Origin of the sequence: Thermosynechococcus sp. (assembly GCF_046299655.1) — a bacterium.
GTDB lineage: Bacteria > Cyanobacteriota > Cyanobacteriia > Thermosynechococcales > Thermosynechococcaceae > Thermosynechococcus.
In genome coordinates this window covers 118,983-138,848 of sequence record NZ_JBKBHZ010000002.1, presented here as the reverse complement: position 1 = coordinate 138,848, position 19,866 = coordinate 118,983, and the positions used below count along the sequence as shown (strand labels likewise).

16 protein-coding genes and 1 pseudogene are annotated in these 19,866 nt (G+C 53.9%); 10 read left to right on the top strand and 7 right to left on the bottom strand.

From position 1 onward, the window contains the following. Positions 1-32 precede the first annotated feature (32 nt). A complete protein-coding gene (locus ACK4HN_RS02180) occupies positions 33-1,352 on the top strand; it encodes a pentapeptide repeat-containing protein (protein WP_409868848.1) in 1,320 nt (439 codons plus the stop codon). After that, a complete protein-coding gene (locus ACK4HN_RS02175) occupies positions 1,352-2,632 on the top strand; it encodes a CCA tRNA nucleotidyltransferase (RefSeq protein WP_409868849.1) in 1,281 nt (426 codons plus the stop codon). The genes ACK4HN_RS02180 and ACK4HN_RS02175 overlap by 1 nt, the downstream gene beginning before the upstream one ends. Here ACK4HN_RS02175 and ACK4HN_RS02170 read toward each other — a convergent pair. The 5 genes from ACK4HN_RS02170 to ACK4HN_RS02150 form a co-directional block, all read right to left on the bottom strand. Continuing rightward, on the bottom strand, positions 2,629-3,687 hold the full coding sequence (locus ACK4HN_RS02170; protein ID WP_409877188.1) for an extracellular solute-binding protein: 1,059 nt from the start codon (positions 3,685-3,687) through the stop codon (positions 2,629-2,631). The genes ACK4HN_RS02175 and ACK4HN_RS02170 overlap by 4 nt on opposite strands. Further along, positions 3,675-5,264, bottom strand: coding sequence for a glucose-6-phosphate isomerase (locus ACK4HN_RS02165; protein ID WP_409868851.1), 1,590 nt, complete (start codon positions 5,262-5,264; stop codon positions 3,675-3,677). Before ACK4HN_RS02165 ends, ACK4HN_RS02170 begins: the two co-directional genes overlap by 13 nt. 83 nt (positions 5,265-5,347) lie before the next feature. Continuing rightward, positions 5,348-6,169 (bottom strand): alpha/beta hydrolase, encoded by an 822-nt coding sequence (locus ACK4HN_RS02160; RefSeq protein ID WP_409868852.1) that lies wholly within the window; start codon positions 6,167-6,169, stop codon positions 5,348-5,350. Beyond that, positions 6,166-7,749, bottom strand: coding sequence for a photosynthetic/respiratory NAD(P)H-quinone oxidoreductase subunit D1 (gene ndhD1 / locus ACK4HN_RS02155; protein WP_409868853.1), 1,584 nt, complete (start codon positions 7,747-7,749; stop codon positions 6,166-6,168). Before ndhD1 ends, ACK4HN_RS02160 begins: the two co-directional genes overlap by 4 nt. 49 nt (positions 7,750-7,798) lie before the next feature. Next, entirely contained in the window at positions 7,799-9,778 is a 1,980-nt protein-coding gene (locus ACK4HN_RS02150) for an NAD(P)H-quinone oxidoreductase subunit 5 (RefSeq protein WP_409868869.1), read from the bottom strand. Positions 9,779-10,048: 270 nt separating this feature from the next. Here ACK4HN_RS02150 and ACK4HN_RS02145 point away from each other — a divergent pair, with 270 nt between their 5' ends. The 3 genes from ACK4HN_RS02145 (at position 10,049) to ACK4HN_RS02135 (ending at position 11,507) form a co-directional block, all read left to right on the top strand. Beyond that, positions 10,049-10,750 carry a lipid-binding SYLF domain-containing protein gene (locus ACK4HN_RS02145; protein ID WP_409868854.1) on the top strand — a complete coding sequence of 234 codons (702 nt, stop codon included), beginning with the start codon at positions 10,049-10,051 and terminating at the stop codon, positions 10,748-10,750. A gap of 68 nt (positions 10,751-10,818) precedes the next feature. Continuing rightward, a complete protein-coding gene (locus ACK4HN_RS02140; protein ID WP_409849715.1) occupies positions 10,819-11,166 on the top strand; it encodes a YbaB/EbfC family nucleoid-associated protein in 348 nt (115 codons plus the stop codon). 164 nt (positions 11,167-11,330) lie between these two features. After that, positions 11,331-11,507 carry a response regulator gene (locus ACK4HN_RS02135; protein ID WP_409868855.1) on the top strand — a complete coding sequence of 59 codons (177 nt, stop codon included), beginning with the start codon at positions 11,331-11,333 and terminating at the stop codon, positions 11,505-11,507. 9 nt (positions 11,508-11,516) lie between these two features. Here the strand turns inward: ACK4HN_RS02135 and ACK4HN_RS02130 are convergent. Further along, positions 11,517-11,867, bottom strand: a pseudogene (locus ACK4HN_RS02130) (helix-turn-helix domain-containing protein); the annotation flags it as partial. A gap of 125 nt (positions 11,868-11,992) precedes the next feature. Here ACK4HN_RS02130 and ACK4HN_RS02125 point away from each other — a divergent pair. Together ACK4HN_RS02125 and ACK4HN_RS02120 are read left to right on the top strand one after the other, a co-directional pair. Further along, a complete protein-coding gene (locus ACK4HN_RS02125; RefSeq protein ID WP_409868856.1) occupies positions 11,993-12,229 on the top strand; it encodes a hypothetical protein in 237 nt (78 codons plus the stop codon). A gap of 49 nt (positions 12,230-12,278) precedes the next feature. Then, a complete protein-coding gene (locus ACK4HN_RS02120; RefSeq protein WP_409868857.1) occupies positions 12,279-12,803 on the top strand; it encodes a DUF4330 domain-containing protein in 525 nt (174 codons plus the stop codon). On the opposite strand, the gene ACK4HN_RS02115 is transcribed toward ACK4HN_RS02120, so the two are convergent. After that, entirely contained in the window at positions 12,784-13,188 is a 405-nt protein-coding gene (locus ACK4HN_RS02115; RefSeq protein ID WP_409868858.1) for a RidA family protein, read from the bottom strand. The two genes, ACK4HN_RS02120 and ACK4HN_RS02115, sit on opposite strands and share 20 nt — an antisense overlap. Positions 13,189-13,542: 354 nt before the next feature. On the opposite strand from ACK4HN_RS02115, the gene psaA reads away from it, so the two are divergent. From psaA to ACK4HN_RS02100, 3 genes are all read left to right on the top strand, one after another. Beyond that, the gene (gene psaA, locus ACK4HN_RS02110; protein WP_409868859.1) at positions 13,543-15,810 is read left to right on the top strand and encodes a photosystem I core protein PsaA; all 2,268 of its coding nucleotides are present in this window, start codon (positions 13,543-13,545) and stop codon (positions 15,808-15,810) included. A 23-nt stretch (positions 15,811-15,833) separates the two neighbouring features. Continuing rightward, positions 15,834-18,059 (top strand): photosystem I core protein PsaB, encoded by a 2,226-nt coding sequence (gene psaB / locus ACK4HN_RS02105; RefSeq protein WP_409868860.1) that lies wholly within the window; start codon positions 15,834-15,836, stop codon positions 18,057-18,059. A 163-nt stretch (positions 18,060-18,222) separates the two neighbouring features. Continuing rightward, entirely contained in the window at positions 18,223-19,845 is a 1,623-nt protein-coding gene (locus tag ACK4HN_RS02100) for a mechanosensitive ion channel (RefSeq protein ID WP_409868861.1), read from the top strand. Positions 19,846-19,866: the final 21 nt, after the last annotated feature.

The following is a 19,866-nucleotide window of genomic DNA, read 5'->3' as shown; positions in this document are numbered from 1 at the left end:
ACTCTTCTCTTGTGCCCTGAATGCGAGCAGCTATGAACAAAGCCATTACCCTTGAAACCTTGTTAAGTGAATTTGCCCGTGGCGTGCGGAATTTCCGTGGCGTCAATTTGGCGGGCAGTGTGTTTCCCTTGGTGCAACTCAGCCACATTGATCTGGCGGGGGCCAACCTGCAGGGCATCAATTGGAGTGGGGCAGATCTGATCAAGGCTAACCTTGCCAATGCCAATCTGCGGGGAGCTAATCTGATTGGTGCGGATCTGAGTGGTGCAAACCTCACTGATGCGGATTTGCAGGAGGCGATGCTCAGTGGCGCAATTTTGGTGGGTGCCTATCTATCGCGAGCCAATTTGCAGCGGGCGGTGCTGAGTGGGGCAATCCTCAAGGGGGCGGTTCTCCACGACAGTAACCTCAAGGAAACCAATGTGGTGGGAGCAGATTTATCAGAGGCAGATCTGACGGGAGCGATCGCCCGCCGCCAAGACTTGGAGGAAGCAAAGCTCTCTGGTGCCACACTCCCCAATGGGGAAGTGGTCTTTGAGGAAGGGGACATTGAAAAGGTACCGTTGCCCACTACGCCACCAATTGCTGAGCCAATGGCAACGGCTAACGAAACCACTGTAATTGAGTGCACCAACGAGCAGGTGATTCAAAGGCTGATCCTGCAACAGCATCTGTTGCCTAGTACTTATCAAAGTGCTGACTTGAAGGTGGTGGATCTGGGCAATCACTGCTATCAATTGCGAACAGTGACCGAAACGGTGGTGGCGGTGGTTGAGGGGGCAAGTGTGGCTGAGGAAAGAGTGACCCTTTTTGTGGAGGCTCCCTTGGCAGATTTGGTGGCCAGTGTGCTCCAAGCCCATTCCTTTTTGCCTACGCAATACCTCAGTGACCCTGTGCCTGCATGGCAGTACGAGCAGGTACCTATTCCTGCCGGCAGTGAAGTCCGTCTGGGCACAGCGCGGCAACTATGGAAAACCTGGTGGTTACTCTTGAAGTCCACCGCCACAGGGCAGGAGCCAGCACAGTTACAACTGTTGGTGGGCAAGAGTTGGCAGCCCATTCGCGATATTGCCTTTTCCCCCTCGGCCAGTGGTGGCGTGATTATCAAAACCGCTGCGGGCGATCGCCACTATCCTGCGGATGCGTCGCTGATTTGGCTCGAAAGTGTCCCGTCTGGATCACCTCCAACCATTACCCCAGCGCCCACCCCGCCAACCCCTCTCTGGAACGGCGTGCTGAAGTTTGCAAATAACTGCTTGACGATCCAAACGGCGGCAGGACCCGTCCATGTGCGGGGCGAAAATTTGACGGTCACCCTTGGTGGTCAGGCGATCGATCTGAACCAGCTCTAATGGTTGTCATTCAGCCCTTTGATTTTAGTCGCTGGCCGATCGCCGTCAGTGATTTACCTGCCGATACCTACCTTGTGGGGGGAGCGGTGCGGGATGCCCTCCTCAGTCGGACAACGTTATACCCCGACTTGGATTTTATTGTGCCGGCGGATGCCATTGCCCTGACCAAAAAACTGGCGGATAAGTACAGGGCTGGCTTAGTGGTGTTGGATCGAGAGCGGCAGATTGCCCGCTTGGTCTTTGCCAATACCACTGTGGATATTGCGCAGCGCCATGGTGAGACGCTCTTGACGGATTTGAGCGATCGCGATTTTCGCCTCAATGCCATTGCCTACGACATTCACCACCACCACATTGTCGATCCCCTCGGTGGCCTTTTGGATTTGCAACGCCGCCAAATTCACTATGTAGCCCCCGAAAATCTTGCTGCTGATCCGCTGCGACTCCTACGTGCCTATCGCCAAGCCGCCCAACTACAATTTACAATTACCCCCGAAACGCGGCAGGTGATCCAAACCCTTGCCCCCCAACTGCGGCGAGTGGCAGCAGAACGGGTACGGGTGGAACTCAGCTATCTCCTCAGTGCTGTTGAGGGTGCAGCTCAAGTAACCCTCGCCTTTCGGGATGGGGTGTTGGGGGTGTGGCTACCTTCGGTCACCGAGGAGCGGATTACCCACTACCATGCCCTTGAATCCACCCTAGCGAATTTTCCCTTCCCTGCCCTTTGGCCGGCGCTAACGACCTCTATTGCGGCAACGACTGCCCCCGGCGAACCCCAACGGCGAACCCTAGCGGCTTTGGCCAAGCTCACCTGCCTCGTGAATGCTAGCGATCGCCAAGCGGCTGAGGAAATGACTGCCCTCACCTACACCACCGCTGAAATTCGCATTGTCCAAGTCCTGTGCCGACTGCTCAGCCACTGGCTAGTTCCCCTTCAACAGCCCCTGAACCGTGAGCAAGCCTTCTATCTCTTCCGCGCAGCAGGGAGCTATTTTCCAGCTTTTGTTGCCCTTGCTCTCAGCCGTGGCATCCCCAAGGATCATCTTGTGCCGTTGGTCAATGCCTGGTTAGACCCCAGCGATCCCCTAGCCCATCCCCCCCAATTGGTGCGGGGTGCGGATCTAGTGGAAGCGTTTCATCTCCCGCCGGGGCCGCGTGTGGGTGAATTGTTGCAAGCCGTGGAAGCCGCCCAAGCGCGGGGCGAAATTAGCGATCGCCCCCAAGCCCTCGCCTATGTGGCACAACTTCTTAACAGTTCAGCCGAATCAAGGCACCATTAGGAACTCGTGAGGAAAATCTCTTGCCAAAGGATGTCGTAGCGCTTTTGGCTTGCCGCATCAAGGGGCAGCAGCACCTCACTCTGGGCAAAGGCAGTGGGGCTAGCCAAGGAAATATAGCGCTGGAATAGAGTAGCACTAAGATCCGCCACCAAGGGGGAGGGAGCATGACTAAACCGACTGATTTGCTCAGCCACCTCTGGCTGCCACCAGTAGTTTAACCATGCCAAAGCTGCGCGATCCGGTTCTTGGCCACAGACCCACAAATCCAGCCAAAGCGCCGTGCCACTGGCGGGAAAGACTGCGCCATAGGTCTGCGGATCCCGCTTCAGGAGGGGCAGTAGATCCGTTGACCAACCCACTGCCAATTGCGTACTCCCCAACATTAATGGTTGTAGGTAGGCATCGGAACTAAAGAAACGGCAGCCTTGACGCAGGCGAGACAAGCGTTCCCGTAATTGCGGGTGGGTGGGTGGGGCATTGTAGGACTGTCCTAGGGACTTCAGGGTCAGACCAATCACTTCCCGCGGGTTATTGAGGAGGCTGTAGTGACCCTGCACTGCGGGGTGCCAGAGGACATCCCAATCTTTGGGTTCCCAACCCAACTCGGCAAAGAAATCGCGGCGATAAATCAGGGCGGTGGCGCCCCAGCGATAGGGAAGCCCCCAGAGGACATCCTCTTTGCTGATGAATTGCAGAAAAGATTGCCAAGGTTCTGCCCAGTCAACCTTGGTTTGAATCAGTCTTTTCGGAATGGGAGCAATCTGCCGCTGGCGAATCGCCTCTGCCAACCAAGCATCCCCCAGACTTAATACCCCTGTTCGCAAGTTGCCTACTGCGAGGAGGTGGGCTAACGCTTGGGGGGTGTCCTGAAGACGCAAACGAACTGCCACGCCTGCCTGTTGACGAAATCGCTGGATGAGTTGGGGGGGAAGGGATTTACGTAGCAGATGAACCGTTAGCCCTGTATCGGCACTGGCTTGACAACCACTAAGGGCGATCGCCCCTAGGGCAAACAAACCCTGACAAAATTGCCGCCGCTGCATCAGCGTTGCCACCGAAACTGCAATTGACTCGGCTGCGCCGGGTCCCCCAGTTGCTCAATGCCGCGATCGTTGGCCACAAGGTGCCGCAGGATCAGGTAAATCCGCTCCAGTTGATCCGGCGCATTCACGGCCTTAGCGATCGCCCCCAAGTCAAGGGGTTCATCACTTTGCTCTAGGACTTTGACAATCTGCCGTTGCAGCGCCAAATTCGCCGCCGCTGCTTTCTTGCCAGCCTCCACCCCCGGTTGATGGTAGGCATTGATATTCACCAAGAAGCCATAGAGGCCCACTGCTCGCTCGTAGAGAGCAATCAAAGCACCCACGGTTTTGGGCGTCACCTCTGGAATGGTTACCGTCAGGGAGGGGCGCCCCTTTTCATAGAGGGCTTGGCGCGTACCGAGGAGCAGGCCACTCAGGTAATCTCCGGAGGTAATGCCCGGTTCCACCTCAATACTAGGTTCTTGGCCATCCCGCAACACTTCAATAAACGTGACAAAAAAGTTGGGTAGGCCATCCCGCAACTGCTGCACATAGGCATGCTGATCCGTTGTCCCCTTGTTGCCATAGACGGCAATGCCTTGGTGGACAATGTTGCCGTCGAGGTCTTTTTCTTTGCCGAGGGACTCCATCACCAGCTGCTGCAAGTAACGGCTAAACAGTAGCAGACTGTCTTTGTAGGGGAGGACAACCATATCTTTTTCCCCCCGACCATTGCCCGCATGGTGCCAAGCCAAGGCGAGGAGGGCAGCGGGATTTTGGCGGATCTTCGGCACACGGGTCGCCTGATCCATGAGCTTTGCTCCCGCGAGCAGGGCATCAATGTCAATCCCTTGCAGGGCAGCGGGCAATAGACCCACCGTTGAGAATTCGGAGGTGCGTCCCCCCACCCAGTCAAACATCGGGAAAATGGCGAGCCAACCGTTGGACTCTGCCACTTGGGCAAGGCCACTACCGGTCATGGTGACGGCTACAGCGTGATCAGCAAAGACTAGACCAGCGCGTTGGAAGCGGGCTTGGGTCTCTAGCATGCCATTGCGGGTTTCCGGCGTCCCCCCCGATTTGGAAATGACAATCACCAAGGTCGTCCGCAGGCGATCGCCCAGCTCAGCAAAGAGGCGCTCAAATCCCGCAGGGTCAGTATTGTCCAAAAAATGAATGTTCAGGGGCGGATTGACAGGGGCAAGGGCAGCCGCCACAAACTGCGGGCCAAGGGCAGACCCCCCAATGCCAATGGAGAGAATATCTGTAAAGCGCCCCCCTTGGGGTGGAGCGATCGCCCCACGATGAACTTGCTGACTAAACTGCTTGACTTGGGCAATGGCATCGCGAATTTCGGCACGCAATTCCGGAGTCGGTGCCAAATCGGCATCCCGCAGCCAGTAGTGCCCCACCATACGGCCTTCATCGGGGTTGGCGATCGCCCCGGCTTCCAATTCCTGCATTTGCTGAAAAGCGCGCTCAAAGGCTGGCTCTAGGCGGTGCACAACGTCTGGGGTCAACCCCATCCGACTGACATCCACATAGAACTCCAATTCAGGGTGGTAGTACAACCAGTCTTGGTAATGCTGCCAAAGAGCCAAAGCATCCATAAAAAATACTCTCGCGCTACGATCTCAGCGTACCTCAACAACTGTTCGTTACTGGCAACATCAGCTTTCCCTTAATAAACACCCTAGGCAGATTGCGCCTTCAGAAAAGTGGCAAATTCCTGCAAGGCTGTCCGCAGGCGATCGCCCGCTACCTGAACAAAATCATTGTGATCGGCACCTTCCACCCAGAGGGAAAATTTTGGCTCACGGGCAATGGCAAAAAGGTGTTGGCTATGACGAAAGGGCACGATGCTATCGGCAGTACCGTGGAGAATCAACAGCGGCACCTTTACTTGCGGCAGTTTATCTCGGTTGATAAAGCGATCGAAGGGAAACAGTGGAAAAGGCACCACCACCCGAAAGATAGAAGTAAACGTACTTTCTAAAACCAACCCCGCAATTGCAACCTGTGTCGCCAGTTCCGTCGCTACCCCACCGCCAAGGGAACGGCCATAGAGAATCACCCGCTCTGGGGGGACTCGCAGTTCCTCTGTGAGATAGGTATAGGCCGCCAAAGCATCTGCGTAGGCATGACGCTCACTGGGGCGACCCGAACTTAAGCCATAGCCACGATAGTCGTAGGCAAGGACGGAAAACCCCCACTGCCGCAACGTCTGGAGAAAAGGTTCCACCATGCCAAGGTCTTCACCGTTGCCGTGACTAAACAGCAGCGTAAAGTGAGCGTCTGGGTTGGCGACATACCGCGCCGCAAGGCGATCGCTCTGACCCACTGGAATCAGCCTGATCTCCTCAGAAAGGGAATAGGTAGGACGGGGGGGATGGAAAATGAGGGCATCGGCGCCAAAGTAGAGATAGACCGCAACAATCAGGTAAATCAGCAGGAGCGATCGCCCCAAGCGCAGCCAACTCCCCTCCTCCAGTACCCAATCTTGCAGCCAACTCATTTAGAGGTAGAATTCAGGCTCGGTGCCACTAACATTCCTAGGGGTTGATCCACCTGCTGAGCCAGTGGGGGGACTACTTCCCGCACGCGGGCAATCACCTGCCCTGTGGTGGCATCGTAAATTTGCGTCAATAGCTTGGGATAGAAGCCAATACCAATAATCGGCACCAACAGGCAGGCAATGATAAACACCTCACGGGGTTCGGCATCCACAAGGGCTTCGTGCTCAACGAGTTCTTTGTTTTCAGGGCCGTAGAAAATCTCCCGCAGCATTGAAAGTAGGTAAATCGGCGTCAGAATCACCCCCACTGCCGCCAAAAAGACGACAATCACGCGGAAGGGCAAAGAATAGGCATCGCTGGTGGCAAAGCCAACAAAGACCATCAGTTCAGCCACAAAGCCACTCATCCCCGGCAAGGCCAAGGAGGCCAAGGAACAGGCCGTAAACATGGCAAAGATCTTCTTCATTTTCTGGCCGACACCGCCCATTTCCTCTAGAATCAGCGTGTGGGTACGGTCATAGGTGGCCCCCACCAAGAAGAAGAGGCTTGCCCCAATTAAGCCGTGGGAAACCATTTGCAGCACTGCCCCACTCATACCCAAATTGGTAAACGAAGCAATACCAATTAGCACAAAGCCCATGTGGGAAATGGAGGAGTAGGCAATTTTGCGCTTGAGATTGCGCTGCGCATAGGAGGTCAGCGCCGCATAGATGATATTAACCACCCCCAAAATCACCAAAACGGGGGCAAACTTGGCATGGGCTGCCGGCAGCATATCCACATTCATACGAATCAGGGCGTAGCCGCCCATTTTGAGGAGAATCCCCGCCAGGAGCATGTGTACTGGGGCTGTTGCTTCACCGTGGGCATCGGGCAGCCAAGTGTGCAGGGGGACAATCGGCAGCTTGACGCCATAGGCCACCAAAAAGCCCGCATACACCAAGAGTTGAAAACCAATGGCATAGTCTTTGGCCGCCAAGGTCTGCATGTCAAAGCTAATCGTGTCGCCATAGAAGGCCATGGCCAAGCCCGCCACCAAAATAAAGAGGGAGCTACCCGCTGTGTAGAGAATGAACTTTGTGGCCGCGTATTGACGCTTGTGGCCGCCCCAAATTGCCAAAAGCAGGTATACCGGAATCAGTTCCAGTTCCCACGCAAGGAAAAAGACCAGCATATCCTGCACGGCAAAAACAGCAATCTGACCACCGTACATTGCCAGCATTAGGAAATAAAATAGTCGCGGCTTCAGGGTCACTGGCCAAGCCGCCAAAATTGCCAAGGTGGTAATAAAGCCGGTGAGTAAAATCAGCGGCATTGCGAGGCCATCTGCCCCCACTGACCAGCGCAGGCCAATTTCGGGAATCCAGTCATAGCTTTCCCACAGTTGCATGCCGGGGGTATTCAGGTCATAAAAATTTGTGAAGGCATAGACCATCAAGGCAAAGTCAATCAACCCCACCGTCAGAGCATACCAGCGGATGGGGCGCCCTTTGCCCGTGGAATCAGGGATGAAGGGAATCGCCAAGGCGGCCACAATTGGGAACAGGATAATTGTTGTCAGCCAAGGAAACGTACTCATGGCAATCGTGTTTACTCCTCCAGCAGTTGGGAAAGAACCATGACCGGGGTTAGGCTTGCACCGAGAAGATGACAAATCCCAACACCGCCAGCAGCACAATCAGGGCGTAGAATTGGGCACGGCCATTCTGGAAGTATTTCAGCCCTTCACCCGTGACCATCGTCACAAAGCCCGTCAGGTTGACCACACCATCCACCACGTTGTAGTCCACTTCCAAGACCTGACGCGCCAAGCGACGACAGCCTTTGATGAAGACGGCTTCATAGAGTTCATCGAAGTACCACTTATGCAGTGAGAACTGGTACAGCGGTTGAATGGCTTTGGCGATCGCCTGCGGACTAGGAGTGCCCTTGAGATACATCAGGGAGGCCACAGTGATGCCCATCAGGCCAATGCTCACAGAGCTACCGCCAAGGATGAGAAACTCCGTCAAATCCACCGCGTGCTCCGCCACCATCCCCTCACCAGGAGCATGGATAAAGCCCTCAAAGAGATTGTTGAAGGGGGTGCCGACAAAGCCAATCAACGTCGAGGGAATCGCTAGCACCACCAAGGGCAGGGTCATTGTCCAAGGAGATTCATGGGGTTCAGCAGCGTGGTGATCGGGGTGGGCATCGTGATCAGGGTGCTCCTGTAACTCTGGGGGCACATTACGAAACTTGCCCTCAAAGGTCAGGAAGTACATGCGGAACATATAAAAGGCGGTTAGGCCAGCCGTCAGCCACGTCAGCAGCCACATAGCTGGATTGACATGAAAGACCGCACCTAAAATTTCATCCTTTGACCAAAAGCCCGCAAAGGGAGGCACCCCAGAAATGGCTAAGCACCCCACTAGAAACGTTGCCCCCGTAATGGGCATATACTTGCGCAGACCGCCCATGTAGCGCATATCTTGAGCCAAGTCGGGGTTATGGCCAACGACAGCTTCCATGCCATGGATGACCGAACCGGAGCCGAGAAAGAGCATGGCTTTGAAGTAGGCATGGGTCATCAGGTGAAAAAGGCCAGCGCTATAGGCACCTACCCCCATTCCCATAACCATATAGCCCAGTTGAGAAATGGTTGAATAGGCCAAGCTCTTTTTGATGTCGTTTTGGGTGATGGCAATGGTTGCCCCCATAAACGCCGTAAAGGCTCCTGTCCAAGCAATGATCGTCATGACTTGGGGCAATTGCTCAAACACAGGGAACATCCGCGCAATCAGGAAAACCCCAGCAGCCACCATCGTTGCCGCGTGAATGAGAGCAGAAATAGGGGTGGGACCTTCCATGGCATCGGGCAGCCACACATGCAGGGGAAACTGGGCAGATTTGGCCACAGGACCGAGAAAAACCAAGATGGCAAGAATCGCAGCCAGACTGGGGGAAAGTAGCCCACTATTCACTAGCTCCGTCAGGCGATCGCCCATGCCGCCAAAGTCAAAGGTACCCGTCGCCCAAAATAGCCCCACCATGCCCAACAAAAGACCAAAATCACCGACGCGGTTGGTGACAAATGCCTTCTGTGCTGCTTCTGCGGCACTTTTGCGGTCATACCAGAAGCCAATCAGCAGGTAGGAGCACATCCCCACCAGTTCCCAAAAGATATAGACCTGCACCAAGTTGGGACTGACAACCAACCCCAGCATCGAGGAGCCAAATAGGCTCAGATAGGCAAAAAAGCGAACATAGCCCGCATCATGAGCCATGTAGCCATCGCTGTAGAGCATGACTAAAAAGGCCACCGTTGTGACGATGACCAACATCAATGCCGCTAAGGGGTCAATCACGTATCCCATGGCAATGTGGAGATTGCCCGCTGCTGCCCATTCAATCATTTGCGTGTAGGGAGCGTGGCCTTGGACTTGGCTCCAGAACAGGCCCAGAGAATGCACCATGGCGATCGCCATCAAGGTCATGATGAAAATGGCACTAGGTCGCCGCAGCTTCGAGGTGGTCTCTGAAAAGGTAATCAAGCCAAAGCCAACAATCAGCGCCCCCAACAGGGGTAAAACAGGAATTAGCCAAGCGTATTGATACAGGGGTTCCATGCGTGCCACCTAACTTTCCATGAGAGCTGCCTGCCTAGAAAACCCAATAGGTATGAATCGCTAGTGTAGGCAAAACCCTCTACATTCTGCCATATCCCTTTTAGCAAGCGACGAGGGCTACCAGTTACAGAAAATTAAAAAACGGATTTTCTTTAGCTTTGCCGTTCCTAAGAAGTCATGATGGGTGATGGAACAAGCCAGAAAGGTTCGCCCGTCTAGCGATATATTGATGCCTTGATGAGGGAGATCGCGATGGAATTGGGTTTTGTGATGGGACGCTTATGCCGAGTGGGGTCTGTCATGGGTGGGGCGATCGCCTTGGTTTTCATCCCCCACACTACCCTTGCCCAAAATACCCCTGACTCTCGCATGGTGCAGCGGGTCGAAAATGCCACATTTGTCCTTGGCGAGTTTACCTTTAACAGCAACAATCGCATCCCACCGAAGATTATCCAGCGTGCCCAAGGCATTGCCATTATTCCCAATGTGGTTCAAGCCGGCTTTATTTTTGGTGGCCGCCGGGGTGCTGGCATCCTTCTTGTGCGCAATGAAAATAACGAATGGAGTAAGCCCGCCTTTATCACCATGACCGGCGGAAGCTTTGGCCTGCAAATTGGTGCCCAATCCACAGATGTGGTGCTGGCCTTCATGGACAAATCGGTAGTCAGGCGCAGCTTGAGACAGTCATTTCGCTTGGGGGGCAATGTCTCGGTTGCCGCAGGTCCAGTGGGTGGAGAGGTGGTCAGTCCCACCGACCCGAGTCCCCAAGTCTTTTCCTACACCCGCAGTGCTGGGCTATTTGCAGGGGTGGCTCTTGAGGGAGCCAAAATTGGCTTTGACCAAACTGCCAATACCCAGTTCTATGGTCGCCGCAACCTTACCCCCAGCCAAATTTTTGAGAATTCACCGCCCCTGCCTTCGCCTCCGGTTCTCAACGGCCTTTACAATGCCCTTGCCCGGGCAGCTCGCTAATCTCCCCGCCACGACAGTGGTAAGATAGCAGTCAATAGTTTGCACTCCAGAGAAACAGAAGGGACACTATGACACAGGGAAAGGGTTTTGGCTTCGGGCTTGGCAAAATGAAAGAGCTGGCCGCCGCCATCCAAAAAGCGCAGCAGGTTCAAGAGGGCGCCAAGAAGCTGCAAGAAGACCTTGAAAAAATGGACATTGAGGGACAGGCGGCAGGGGGAGCCGTTAGAGTGATTATGAGTGGTACCCAAGAACCGCGTCGGGTTGAGATTAGCCCAGACCTCCTTAGTGAAGGGGCTGAGGTGCTCTCGGATCTAGTGACCGCTGCTATGCGCGATGCCTATCAAAAATCCACTGCTACGATGCGGGAACGGATGGAAGAACTCACGGGAAGCTTGAACGTTCCAGGTCTTAGTTAATGCACTTCTGCGCCCACCATGGCACCCAAGCTGTGGCTCCTGATTGTTGAAGATGTCTAATGATGCAACTGGGGCTAGGGGAGCCATTTGCTGTGGTGGGTTATGCCGAAGACGGGTATGGCACCATTGACTTGACACGGCAATTGCAGCCTTAAGTGGTGATTATGGACATTGGCCTCCCAAGGCTAGATGGAATTGCCGCCACCCAACGGCTTAAGCAGGAGTTTCCCCACATTCATGGGGTGATCCTCACTTCCCACCAATCTGCCCTCGAGGCCGTTGCTGCCCTTCCTAGTGGTGCCGATGCCTACTGTATTAAGGGAGAAACCGTGAGGAGATGATCAACTACAAGGATTATCTAGAAATAATGAGCAATACTCACCAAGCTTCTTGAATCGAGGAAAACCAAAACCTCTTTCGGCATCAATTTGAACGTTTGAACGCTTTATCCACTCGTCTCAAGGCATCTTGCAAGACTTGAGAGTGAACGGCTCTGAGTTTTGGATTCTCCTCTTTCGCTTTGGTCAGCGCTTTCTGCTGTTTGGCGTAGTCGGGATAAGCTGTGTCAGCAGGAATGATGTATTCCTGCCTCATGCTGCAAGCGTTGACTGCACACTTACGCAAATTGATTTGATCCAGTCTTTGCGCTCTGCTAAAGCGTGGTTATAAACGCAACGGCATTGCTCCAACCAGTCAAGCATTTGAGCTTCCTAGTCAAGTTCAGCATGGTACATCTCTTCTAACAGATAGCATGTCGATCTTCAGGGCATCGAACCCCTCAAAAGTTAAAAAGCTTAATGATCCTCATCGTGTCTAGCGATCGCCAGTGGTGGGCCGCCGAAGAGTCAGGGCACATCCTGATTGGTTCTTTAGTGGTTTCCAAGAGGGGATTACCCTCTGGCACCTCAGTGAGGATGAAAGCAGCTGGCAACCCCAACTGCTTGATCTGCACTGTGGCACGGTGTGTGCTCTCTTTATCCGTAAGGTCAAGGATTCGTTTCCGGTGGCAATATTGGCAGCAGGAGGCACCCACGGGGAACTCTGGGTTTGGCAAACCAGTTAAAGAGTATGTGCATGGTAGGATGTTGCTGCAGGTTTAAGCTAGAGTGCCAATGAAACTCATTGATCGCTATGGCCGTCTTTTTGGCAAGCTGAGTCTTTTAGACCTTGGGGCAGGGGTTGTTCTCCTGTGCGTCTTGGCGGGATTATTTCTCCTACCGGGGCGATCGGGCACTTCGTTGGCACAAATGACCGCTGCCCAACCCATTGAAGTGGATATTTTGGTTCTTGGTTTGAGTACCCCTAGTCCCCAAGATCTGATTCCTGAGGGCAGCACTGCCAACTTTATTATTCGCAACCAGCCCTATGGCCAAGTGACTGTAAAAAATGTCCAAGTACTGCCACGCACGGTTACTGTGTCCCAGCCCGATGGCTCGGTTAAAGCCCTGCCAGATCCCCGCCCAGAGATGGCCTTTAGTAGCAACTTGCTCCTTACGCTAGAGGGGCGAGGTCAGATCACTAAGAATGGACCAGTCCTAGGGAATACTGGCATCAAAGTGGGGACGCCCGTAGAGTTAGAGGGCAAAGAGTATAATTTTCGTGCCTCAGTGATTGCCGTTAGGCCGTTAGTTGAATAGGACAGTAGGCAATGCAGTCAATTTCAACCTTGACTCCCTTCGGCAGTCGCGAGACCTCCACACAGGCACGAGCAGGCGCTGTCTCGGCATCCATGTACTGAGCATAGATTTCATTCATGGCAGCGAAGTCATTGAGGTCTGCGAGATAAACGGTTGTCTTGACCACCTGTGACCAATCGCTGCCGGCGGCCTTGAGGACAGCACTGAGGTTGTCCATCACTTGGCGGGTCTGCGCCTTGATATCCTCCCTACCGACAATCTCACCCGTTTTGGGATCGAGGGCAATTTGCCCTGCGAGAAAGACCCATTCCCCTTGCCGCACGGCTTGGCTATAGGGGCCAACAGGCATAGGCGCATCAGGGGTATAAATAATCACTTTTGTCATAAAACTTAAAACAATTACCAATGAGGGCGCGATCGCCCCAAACGCTTATCCTACAGGGGATTGAGCCACATCTACCTGTGTCAAATCAATGGATATGATAGCCCATATATTATGCATTTATACCCCCACAATCATGTCAAGAATTCAAGCATCTTAAATAATGTTAATTATCGGCAAAGTCTGTACTGCCCTTCTATAATGCTGAATTGAGCATTCGCCTCCTGAACGGGCTTTATCGTTCCATTCTGGGTCTTTAGGTTCACGATTCTTCACAATCATTGATCTAAAGATCTTTCTATATTGCTGAGGTGAATGCCCTCGTTCCTTCCTTGCCTAAGAGAGAGGAGAGACTCGATGACCATCAGTCCACCGGAGCGAGAGCCAAAGGTCAGAGTCGTGGTTGACAATGACCCGGTGCCCACATCGTTTGAAAAATGGGCAAAACCCGGGCATTTTGACCGCACCTTGGCCAGAGGACCCCAAACCACCACATGGATTTGGAACCTCCACGCTCTTGCCCACGATTTTGATACACACACGAGCGACCTTGAAGATATTTCCCGCAAAATTTTCAGTGCACACTTCGGCCATCTGGCTGTGGTGTTCATCTGGCTGAGTGGGATGTACTTCCACGGTGCAAAATTCTCAAACTATGAGGCTTGGCTGGCCGATCCCACCGGTATCAAGCCCAGTGCTCAAGTGGTCTGGCCCATTGTGGGTCAAGGCATTCTCAATGGGGATGTTGGCGGTGGTTTCCACGGCATCCAAATCACTTCGGGGCTATTCCAACTGTGGCGTGCCTCTGGGATCACCAATGAGTTCCAGCTTTACTGCACCGCCATCGGTGGCTTGGTCATGGCTGGCTTAATGCTCTTTGCAGGCTGGTTCCACTATCACAAGCGCGCTCCTAAGCTGGAATGGTTCCAAAACGTGGAATCCATGCTCAACCACCACCTTGCCGGGTTACTTGGCTTAGGGTCTTTGGCTTGGGCAGGTCACCAGATCCACGTGTCCCTACCCATCAACAAACTCTTGGATGCAGGGGTCGCTGCCAAGGATATTCCCTTGCCCCACGAATTTATCCTCAACCCCAGCTTGATGGCCGAGCTGTATCCCAAAGTAGATTGGGGCTTTTTCAGCGGCGTCATTCCCTTCTTCACCTTTAACTGGGCTGCCTACTCGGATTTCCTGACCTTTAATGGTGGCTTGAATCCTGTTACAGGTGGCCTGTGGCTGTCGGATACCGCCCACCATCACGTGGCGATCGCCGTCCTCTTCATCATTGCCGGTCACATGTACCGCACCAACTGGGGGATCGGCCACAGCCTTAAAGAGATTCTTGAAGCCCACAAAGGTCCCTTCACCGGCGCTGGCCATAAAGGTCTCTACGAAGTGCTGACCACCTCTTGGCATGCCCAACTGGCCATCAACCTAGCCATGATGGGTTCGCTGAGCATTATTGTGGCGCAGCACATGTATGCCATGCCCCCCTATCCCTACTTGGCCACCGACTATCCCACCCAACTGTCGCTGTTTACCCACCACATGTGGATTGGCGGCTTCCTGATTGTGGGAGGTGCGGCCCACGGTGCCATCTTCATGGTGCGTGACTATGATCCAGCAATGAACCAAAACAACGTTCTGGATCGGGTACTGCGCCATCGCGATGCCATCATTTCTCACCTCAACTGGGTGTGCATCTTCTTGGGCTTCCACAGCTTCGGCCTGTACGTCCACAACGACACGATGCGCGCCTTTGGTCGTCCCCAAGATATGTTCTCGGATACGGGGATTCAGCTTCAGCCCGTGTTTGCCCAATGGGTACAACACCTGCACACCCTAGCCCCCGGTGGCACTGCGCCCAATGCAGCAGCGACCGCTAGTGTTGCCTTTGGTGGTGATGTCGTTGCTGTCGGTGGCAAAGTCGCCATGATGCCCATTGTTCTGGGAACTGCCGACTTCATGGTGCACCATATCCACGCTTTCACGATCCACGTGACAGTGCTGATTCTGCTGAAGGGCGTACTCTTTGCCCGCAGCTCTCGCCTCATTCCCGATAAAGCCAACTTGGGCTTCCGCTTCCCCTGCGATGGTCCCGGTCGTGGCGGTACCTGCCAAGTCTCCGGTTGGGATCACGTCTTCTTGGGTCTGTTCTGGATGTACAACTGCATCTCTGTTGTGATTTTCCACTTCAGTTGGAAGATGCAGTCCGATGTCTGGGGTACTGTTGCTCCCGATGGCACGGTATCTCACATCACGGGCGGTAACTTTGCCCAGAGTGCCATCACCATCAATGGCTGGCTACGGGACTTCCTGTGGGCACAAGCTTCTCAGGTGATTGGCTCCTATGGTTCAGCCCTATCCGCCTATGGTTTGTTGTTCTTGGGTGCTCACTTCATTTGGGCCTTCAGCCTCATGTTCCTCTTCAGTGGTCGTGGCTACTGGCAAGAGCTGATTGAGTCCATTGTTTGGGCCCACAACAAGCTGAAAGTTGCACCGGCCATTCAACCCCGTGCCCTGAGCATTATTCAAGGCCGTGCTGTCGGTGTAGCCCATTACCTCCTAGGGGGGATTGCCACTACTTGGGCATTCTTCCTAGCTCGGATTATTTCTGTAGGATAGGGGCGAGGAGGAGATAACCAACTATGGCAACTAAATTTCCGAAGTTTAGCCAAGACCTCGCACAGGATCCGACCACACGCCGGATTTGGTACGCCATCGCTATGGCTCACGACTTTGAAAGCCACGATGGCATGACCGAGGAAAATCTTTACCAGAAGATTTTTGCCTCCCACTTTGGACATCTGGCCATTATCTTCCTGTGGGTGTCTGGTAGCCTATTCCACGTTGCGTGGCAGGGGAACTTTGAGCAATGGATTCAAGACCCTGTCCACACCCGTCCCATCGCCCATGCGATCTGGGATCCTCAATTTGGCAAAGCCGCAGTGGATGCCTTCACCCAAGCGGGGGCGTCTAATCCTGTGGACATTGCTTACTCCGGTGTCTATCACTGGTGGTACACCATCGGTATGCGCACCAATGGTGACCTTTACCAAGGTGCCATCTTCCTGCTGATTCTGGCTTCGCTGGCTCTCTTTGCCGGCTGGCTGCACCTGCAACCCAAATTCCGTCCGAGCCTTTCTTGGTTCAAAAATGCCGAATCGCGGTTGAACCACCACTTGGCGGGGCTATTTGGGGTTAGCTCCTTGGCCTGGGCGGGTCACTTGATTCACGTGGCCATTCCAGAGTCCCGTGGTCAGCACGTGGGCTGGGATAACTTCCTGAGCACCATGCCTCACCCCGCTGGTCTGGCGCCCTTCTTTACGGGCAACTGGGGGGTCTATGCCCAAAATCCTGATACGGCTAGCCATGTCTTTGGCACAGCAGAGGGTGCTGGAACCGCGATTCTCACCTTCTTGGGTGGGTTCCATCCCCAAACGGAGTCCCTGTGGCTCACGGATATGGCGCACCACCACCTTGCGATCGCCGTGCTCTTTATTGTGGCGGGTCACATGTACCGCACCCAGTTTGGGATTGGCCACAGCATTAAAGAGATGATGGATGCCAAGGATTTCTTTGGCACGAAGGTGGAAGGTCCCTTCAATATGCCTCACCAAGGCATCTATGAAACCTACAACAACTCGCTGCACTTCCAGTTGGGTTGGCACTTGGCCTGCTTGGGCGTGATTACCTCCTTGGTGGCTCAGCACATGTACTCACTGCCGCCCTATGCCTTCATTGCCCAAGACCACACCACGATGGCTGCCCTCTATACCCATCACCAGTACATTGCTGGCTTCTTGATGGTGGGTGCCTTTGCCCATGGTGCCATCTTCTTGGTGCGCGACTATGATCCAGCCCAAAACAAAGGCAACGTGTTGGATCGGGTGCTGCAACACAAGGAGGCGATCATTTCCCACCTGAGCTGGGTGTCCCTCTTCTTGGGCTTCCACACGTTGGGTCTCTATGTCCACAACGATGTTGTGGTGGCCTTTGGTACCCCTGAAAAGCAAATCCTGATTGAGCCAGTGTTTGCGCAGTTCATTCAAGCAGCTCACGGCAAACTGCTCTATGGCTTTGATACGCTGCTGTCAAATCCCGATAGCATTGCAAGCACTGCTTGGCCTAACTATGGCAACGTCTGGCTACCCGGCTGGCTCGATGCCATCAACAGTGGTACCAACTCTCTCTTCTTGACGATTGGCCCTGGGGACTTCTTGGTGCACCACGCCATTGCCTTGGGGCTGCACACCACCACCTTAATCTTGGTCAAAGGGGCATTGGATGCCCGTGGCTCGAAACTGATGCCAGACAAGAAAGACTTCGGCTATGCTTTCCCCTGCGATGGCCCTGGCCGTGGCGGTACCTGCGACATCTCCGCATGGGACGCCTTCTATCTGGCCATGTTCTGGATGCTGAACACGATTGGCTGGGTGACCTTCTACTGGCACTGGAAGCATCTTGGTGTCTGGGAAGGCAATGTGGCTCAGTTTAACGAGAACTCCACCTATCTCATGGGCTGGCTGCGGGATTACCTTTGGTTGAACTCCTCACAGCTCATCAATGGTTACAATCCCTTTGGCACCAATAACCTGTCGGTCTGGGCCTGGATGTTCCTGTTCGGTCACCTGGTGTGGGCGACAGGCTTCATGTTCCTGATTAGCTGGCGCGGTTATTGGCAAGAGTTGATTGAAACCTTGGTTTGGGCCCATGAGCGCACGCCCTTGGCTAACTTGGTGCGTTGGAAAGATAAGCCCGTTGCGCTCTCGATTGTGCAGGCTCGCCTCGTGGGTCTGGCGCACTTTAGTGTGGGCTATGTGCTGACCTACGCTGCCTTCCTCATTGCCTCGACAGCAGCCAAATTCGGTTGAGGGTAGCCTTCTTCTGAGATCGTTTTTTTCTAGCTCCCCTGCCTACGGCGGGGGATTTTTTTGTCTTAAGAATTCGTAAACTTGCTAGGTGTTTTTTTCCCTCTTGATAGGATAGGGTTGGCCTTTAGTGTCGCGTTCGTTAGTTGTGACTGAGGAAAAAGAAATGTTGGCTCGGTTGCTACCTCAACCGCAGGGCTTCCTTGCTCAACTCACGCCAGACTCTCTGCCCATGGGTGAGCAAATCCGGGAGGGCATTGGTCTTGATTTGAATAATTTAAGGGGGCTACTGGTTCAAGTTGTTACTGCGGTGGCGCTGCTGATCTTGGGTTGGATTGTGGCCCTGATCTTGGCAAAAGTCACCCAAACCCTGCTCAAGCGGCTGCAATTTGATACGCGCTTAGCCCAGTTTTTGGGCAGCGACAATGAAGCGGTGCGCAGAATTTCAATTACTGGCATCGTCAGTGGTCTCGTTTTTTGGGTTATTTTTTTGGTGGCCGTGGTCATGTTTCTAGATGCGCTGCGCCTAACCACAGCCTCTCAACCCCTGAATACATTCCTCAATCAGGTTTTTAGTTTCCTCCCTAAACTGGGAGCAGCAATTATCTTGGGAGCTGTTGCTTGGCTGGTGGCGACCTTTGCCAAGTTGGTGGCCATTCGCTCTGCCCAGACGCTGAATTTGGATCGTCCTTTGCAGCAGTTGACTGCGGAAGAGGCAGCACCTCCTCCGATTCTCTTTAGTGACATGCTGGGGAATACCCTTTATTGGTTTATCCTCCTGTTTTTCCTGCCCTTAATTTTGGGAGTTCTGGAGCTGCAGGGAGCGCTGCAGCCTGTCCAAAACCTGCTCAACGACATTTTGGCGGCACTTCCCTTTGTTCTGAAGGCGGTCATTATCGGTATAGTCGGCTGGCTCATTGCCCAGATTGTGCGCAGACTGGTTGTCAATTTAATGACGGCTTTTGGGGTACAGCGACTGGGACAGCGCCTTGGGTTGGGGCAAGTGAGCCTCGGTGAGTCATTGGCAACCGGCGCTGGGACACTGGTTTATGTGCTCATTCTGATTCCGACGGCGATCGCCGCCTTGGAGGCGCTGCAAATTGCTGCCATTAGCGAACCGGCAACAGCAATGCTCAATCAAGTCTTGCTGGCCCTACCGCGAATTTTCACTGCTGGTGTGATTCTTGTCTTAAGCTATGTGATTGGCCGATTTGTGGCTGAGACCCTCCAGGGCTTTCTGGGTAGCTTGGGCTTTGACCAAGTCTTTGTTTGGCTAGGCCTGCCGCTACCGCCCGCTGCCGCAGAACAGGCAACGGAAACGCAGCGCCAGTGGCGTCAGCCTTCAGAAATTGTCGGCATTGTTGTATTGGTGGGCATTGTCTTGGTAGGGGCGATCGCTGCGGTGGAAGTGCTGGAAATTTCGGCGCTGACTGCTTTTGTCACTGCCCTCCTAGTGATTCTCGGCCAAGTGCTGGTGGGAATTGTCATCTTTGCTGTGGGTCTATACTTGGCCAATTGGGCGTTTCGGCTGGTGGCGGCTATGGGGGGATCCCAAGCGCGATTTTTGGCTCAAGCTGCTCGGATGGCCATCCTTGCTTTTGTGGGCGCAATGGCGTTGCAGCAGATGGGCATTGCGGCCAGCATTGTGAATCTAGCCTTTGGTCTGCTCTTTGGTTCAATTGCAGTGGCGATCGCCCTCGCCTTTGGCTTGGGATGTCAAGCGATCGCAGCCGACCAAGTGAAAGAGTGGATTGGCTTGCTCAAAGGTAAAAATACTGATCCCCAGTAAAACAAGACACCGATAGCTCTT

Coding starts and splice junctions, on each gene's coding strand:
- ACK4HN_RS02145 (WP_409868854.1), top strand. CDS start 10,049: ATGGGACGCTTATGCCGAGTGGGGTCTGTCATGGGTGGGGCGATCGCC.
- ACK4HN_RS02180 (WP_409868848.1), top strand. CDS start 33: ATGAACAAAGCCATTACCCTTGAAACCTTGTTAAGTGAATTTGCCCGT.
- psaA (WP_409868859.1), top strand. CDS start 13,543: ATGACCATCAGTCCACCGGAGCGAGAGCCAAAGGTCAGAGTCGTGGTT.
- ACK4HN_RS02165 (WP_409868851.1), bottom strand. CDS start 5,264: ATGGATGCTTTGGCTCTTTGGCAGCATTACCAAGACTGGTTGTACTAC.
- ndhD1 (WP_409868853.1), bottom strand. CDS start 7,749: ATGAGTACGTTTCCTTGGCTGACAACAATTATCCTGTTCCCAATTGTG.
- ACK4HN_RS02100 (WP_409868861.1), top strand. CDS start 18,223: ATGTTGGCTCGGTTGCTACCTCAACCGCAGGGCTTCCTTGCTCAACTC.
- ACK4HN_RS02135 (WP_409868855.1), top strand. CDS start 11,331: ATGGACATTGGCCTCCCAAGGCTAGATGGAATTGCCGCCACCCAACGG.
- ACK4HN_RS02175 (WP_409868849.1), top strand. CDS start 1,352: ATGGTTGTCATTCAGCCCTTTGATTTTAGTCGCTGGCCGATCGCCGTC.
- ACK4HN_RS02120 (WP_409868857.1), top strand. CDS start 12,279: ATGAAACTCATTGATCGCTATGGCCGTCTTTTTGGCAAGCTGAGTCTT.
- ACK4HN_RS02150 (WP_409868869.1), bottom strand. CDS start 9,778: ATGGAACCCCTGTATCAATACGCTTGGCTAATTCCTGTTTTACCCCTG.
- ACK4HN_RS02140 (WP_409849715.1), top strand. CDS start 10,819: ATGACACAGGGAAAGGGTTTTGGCTTCGGGCTTGGCAAAATGAAAGAG.
- ACK4HN_RS02160 (WP_409868852.1), bottom strand. CDS start 6,169: ATGAGTTGGCTGCAAGATTGGGTACTGGAGGAGGGGAGTTGGCTGCGC.
- ACK4HN_RS02115 (WP_409868858.1), bottom strand. CDS start 13,188: ATGACAAAAGTGATTATTTATACCCCTGATGCGCCTATGCCTGTTGGC.
- psaB (WP_409868860.1), top strand. CDS start 15,834: ATGGCAACTAAATTTCCGAAGTTTAGCCAAGACCTCGCACAGGATCCG.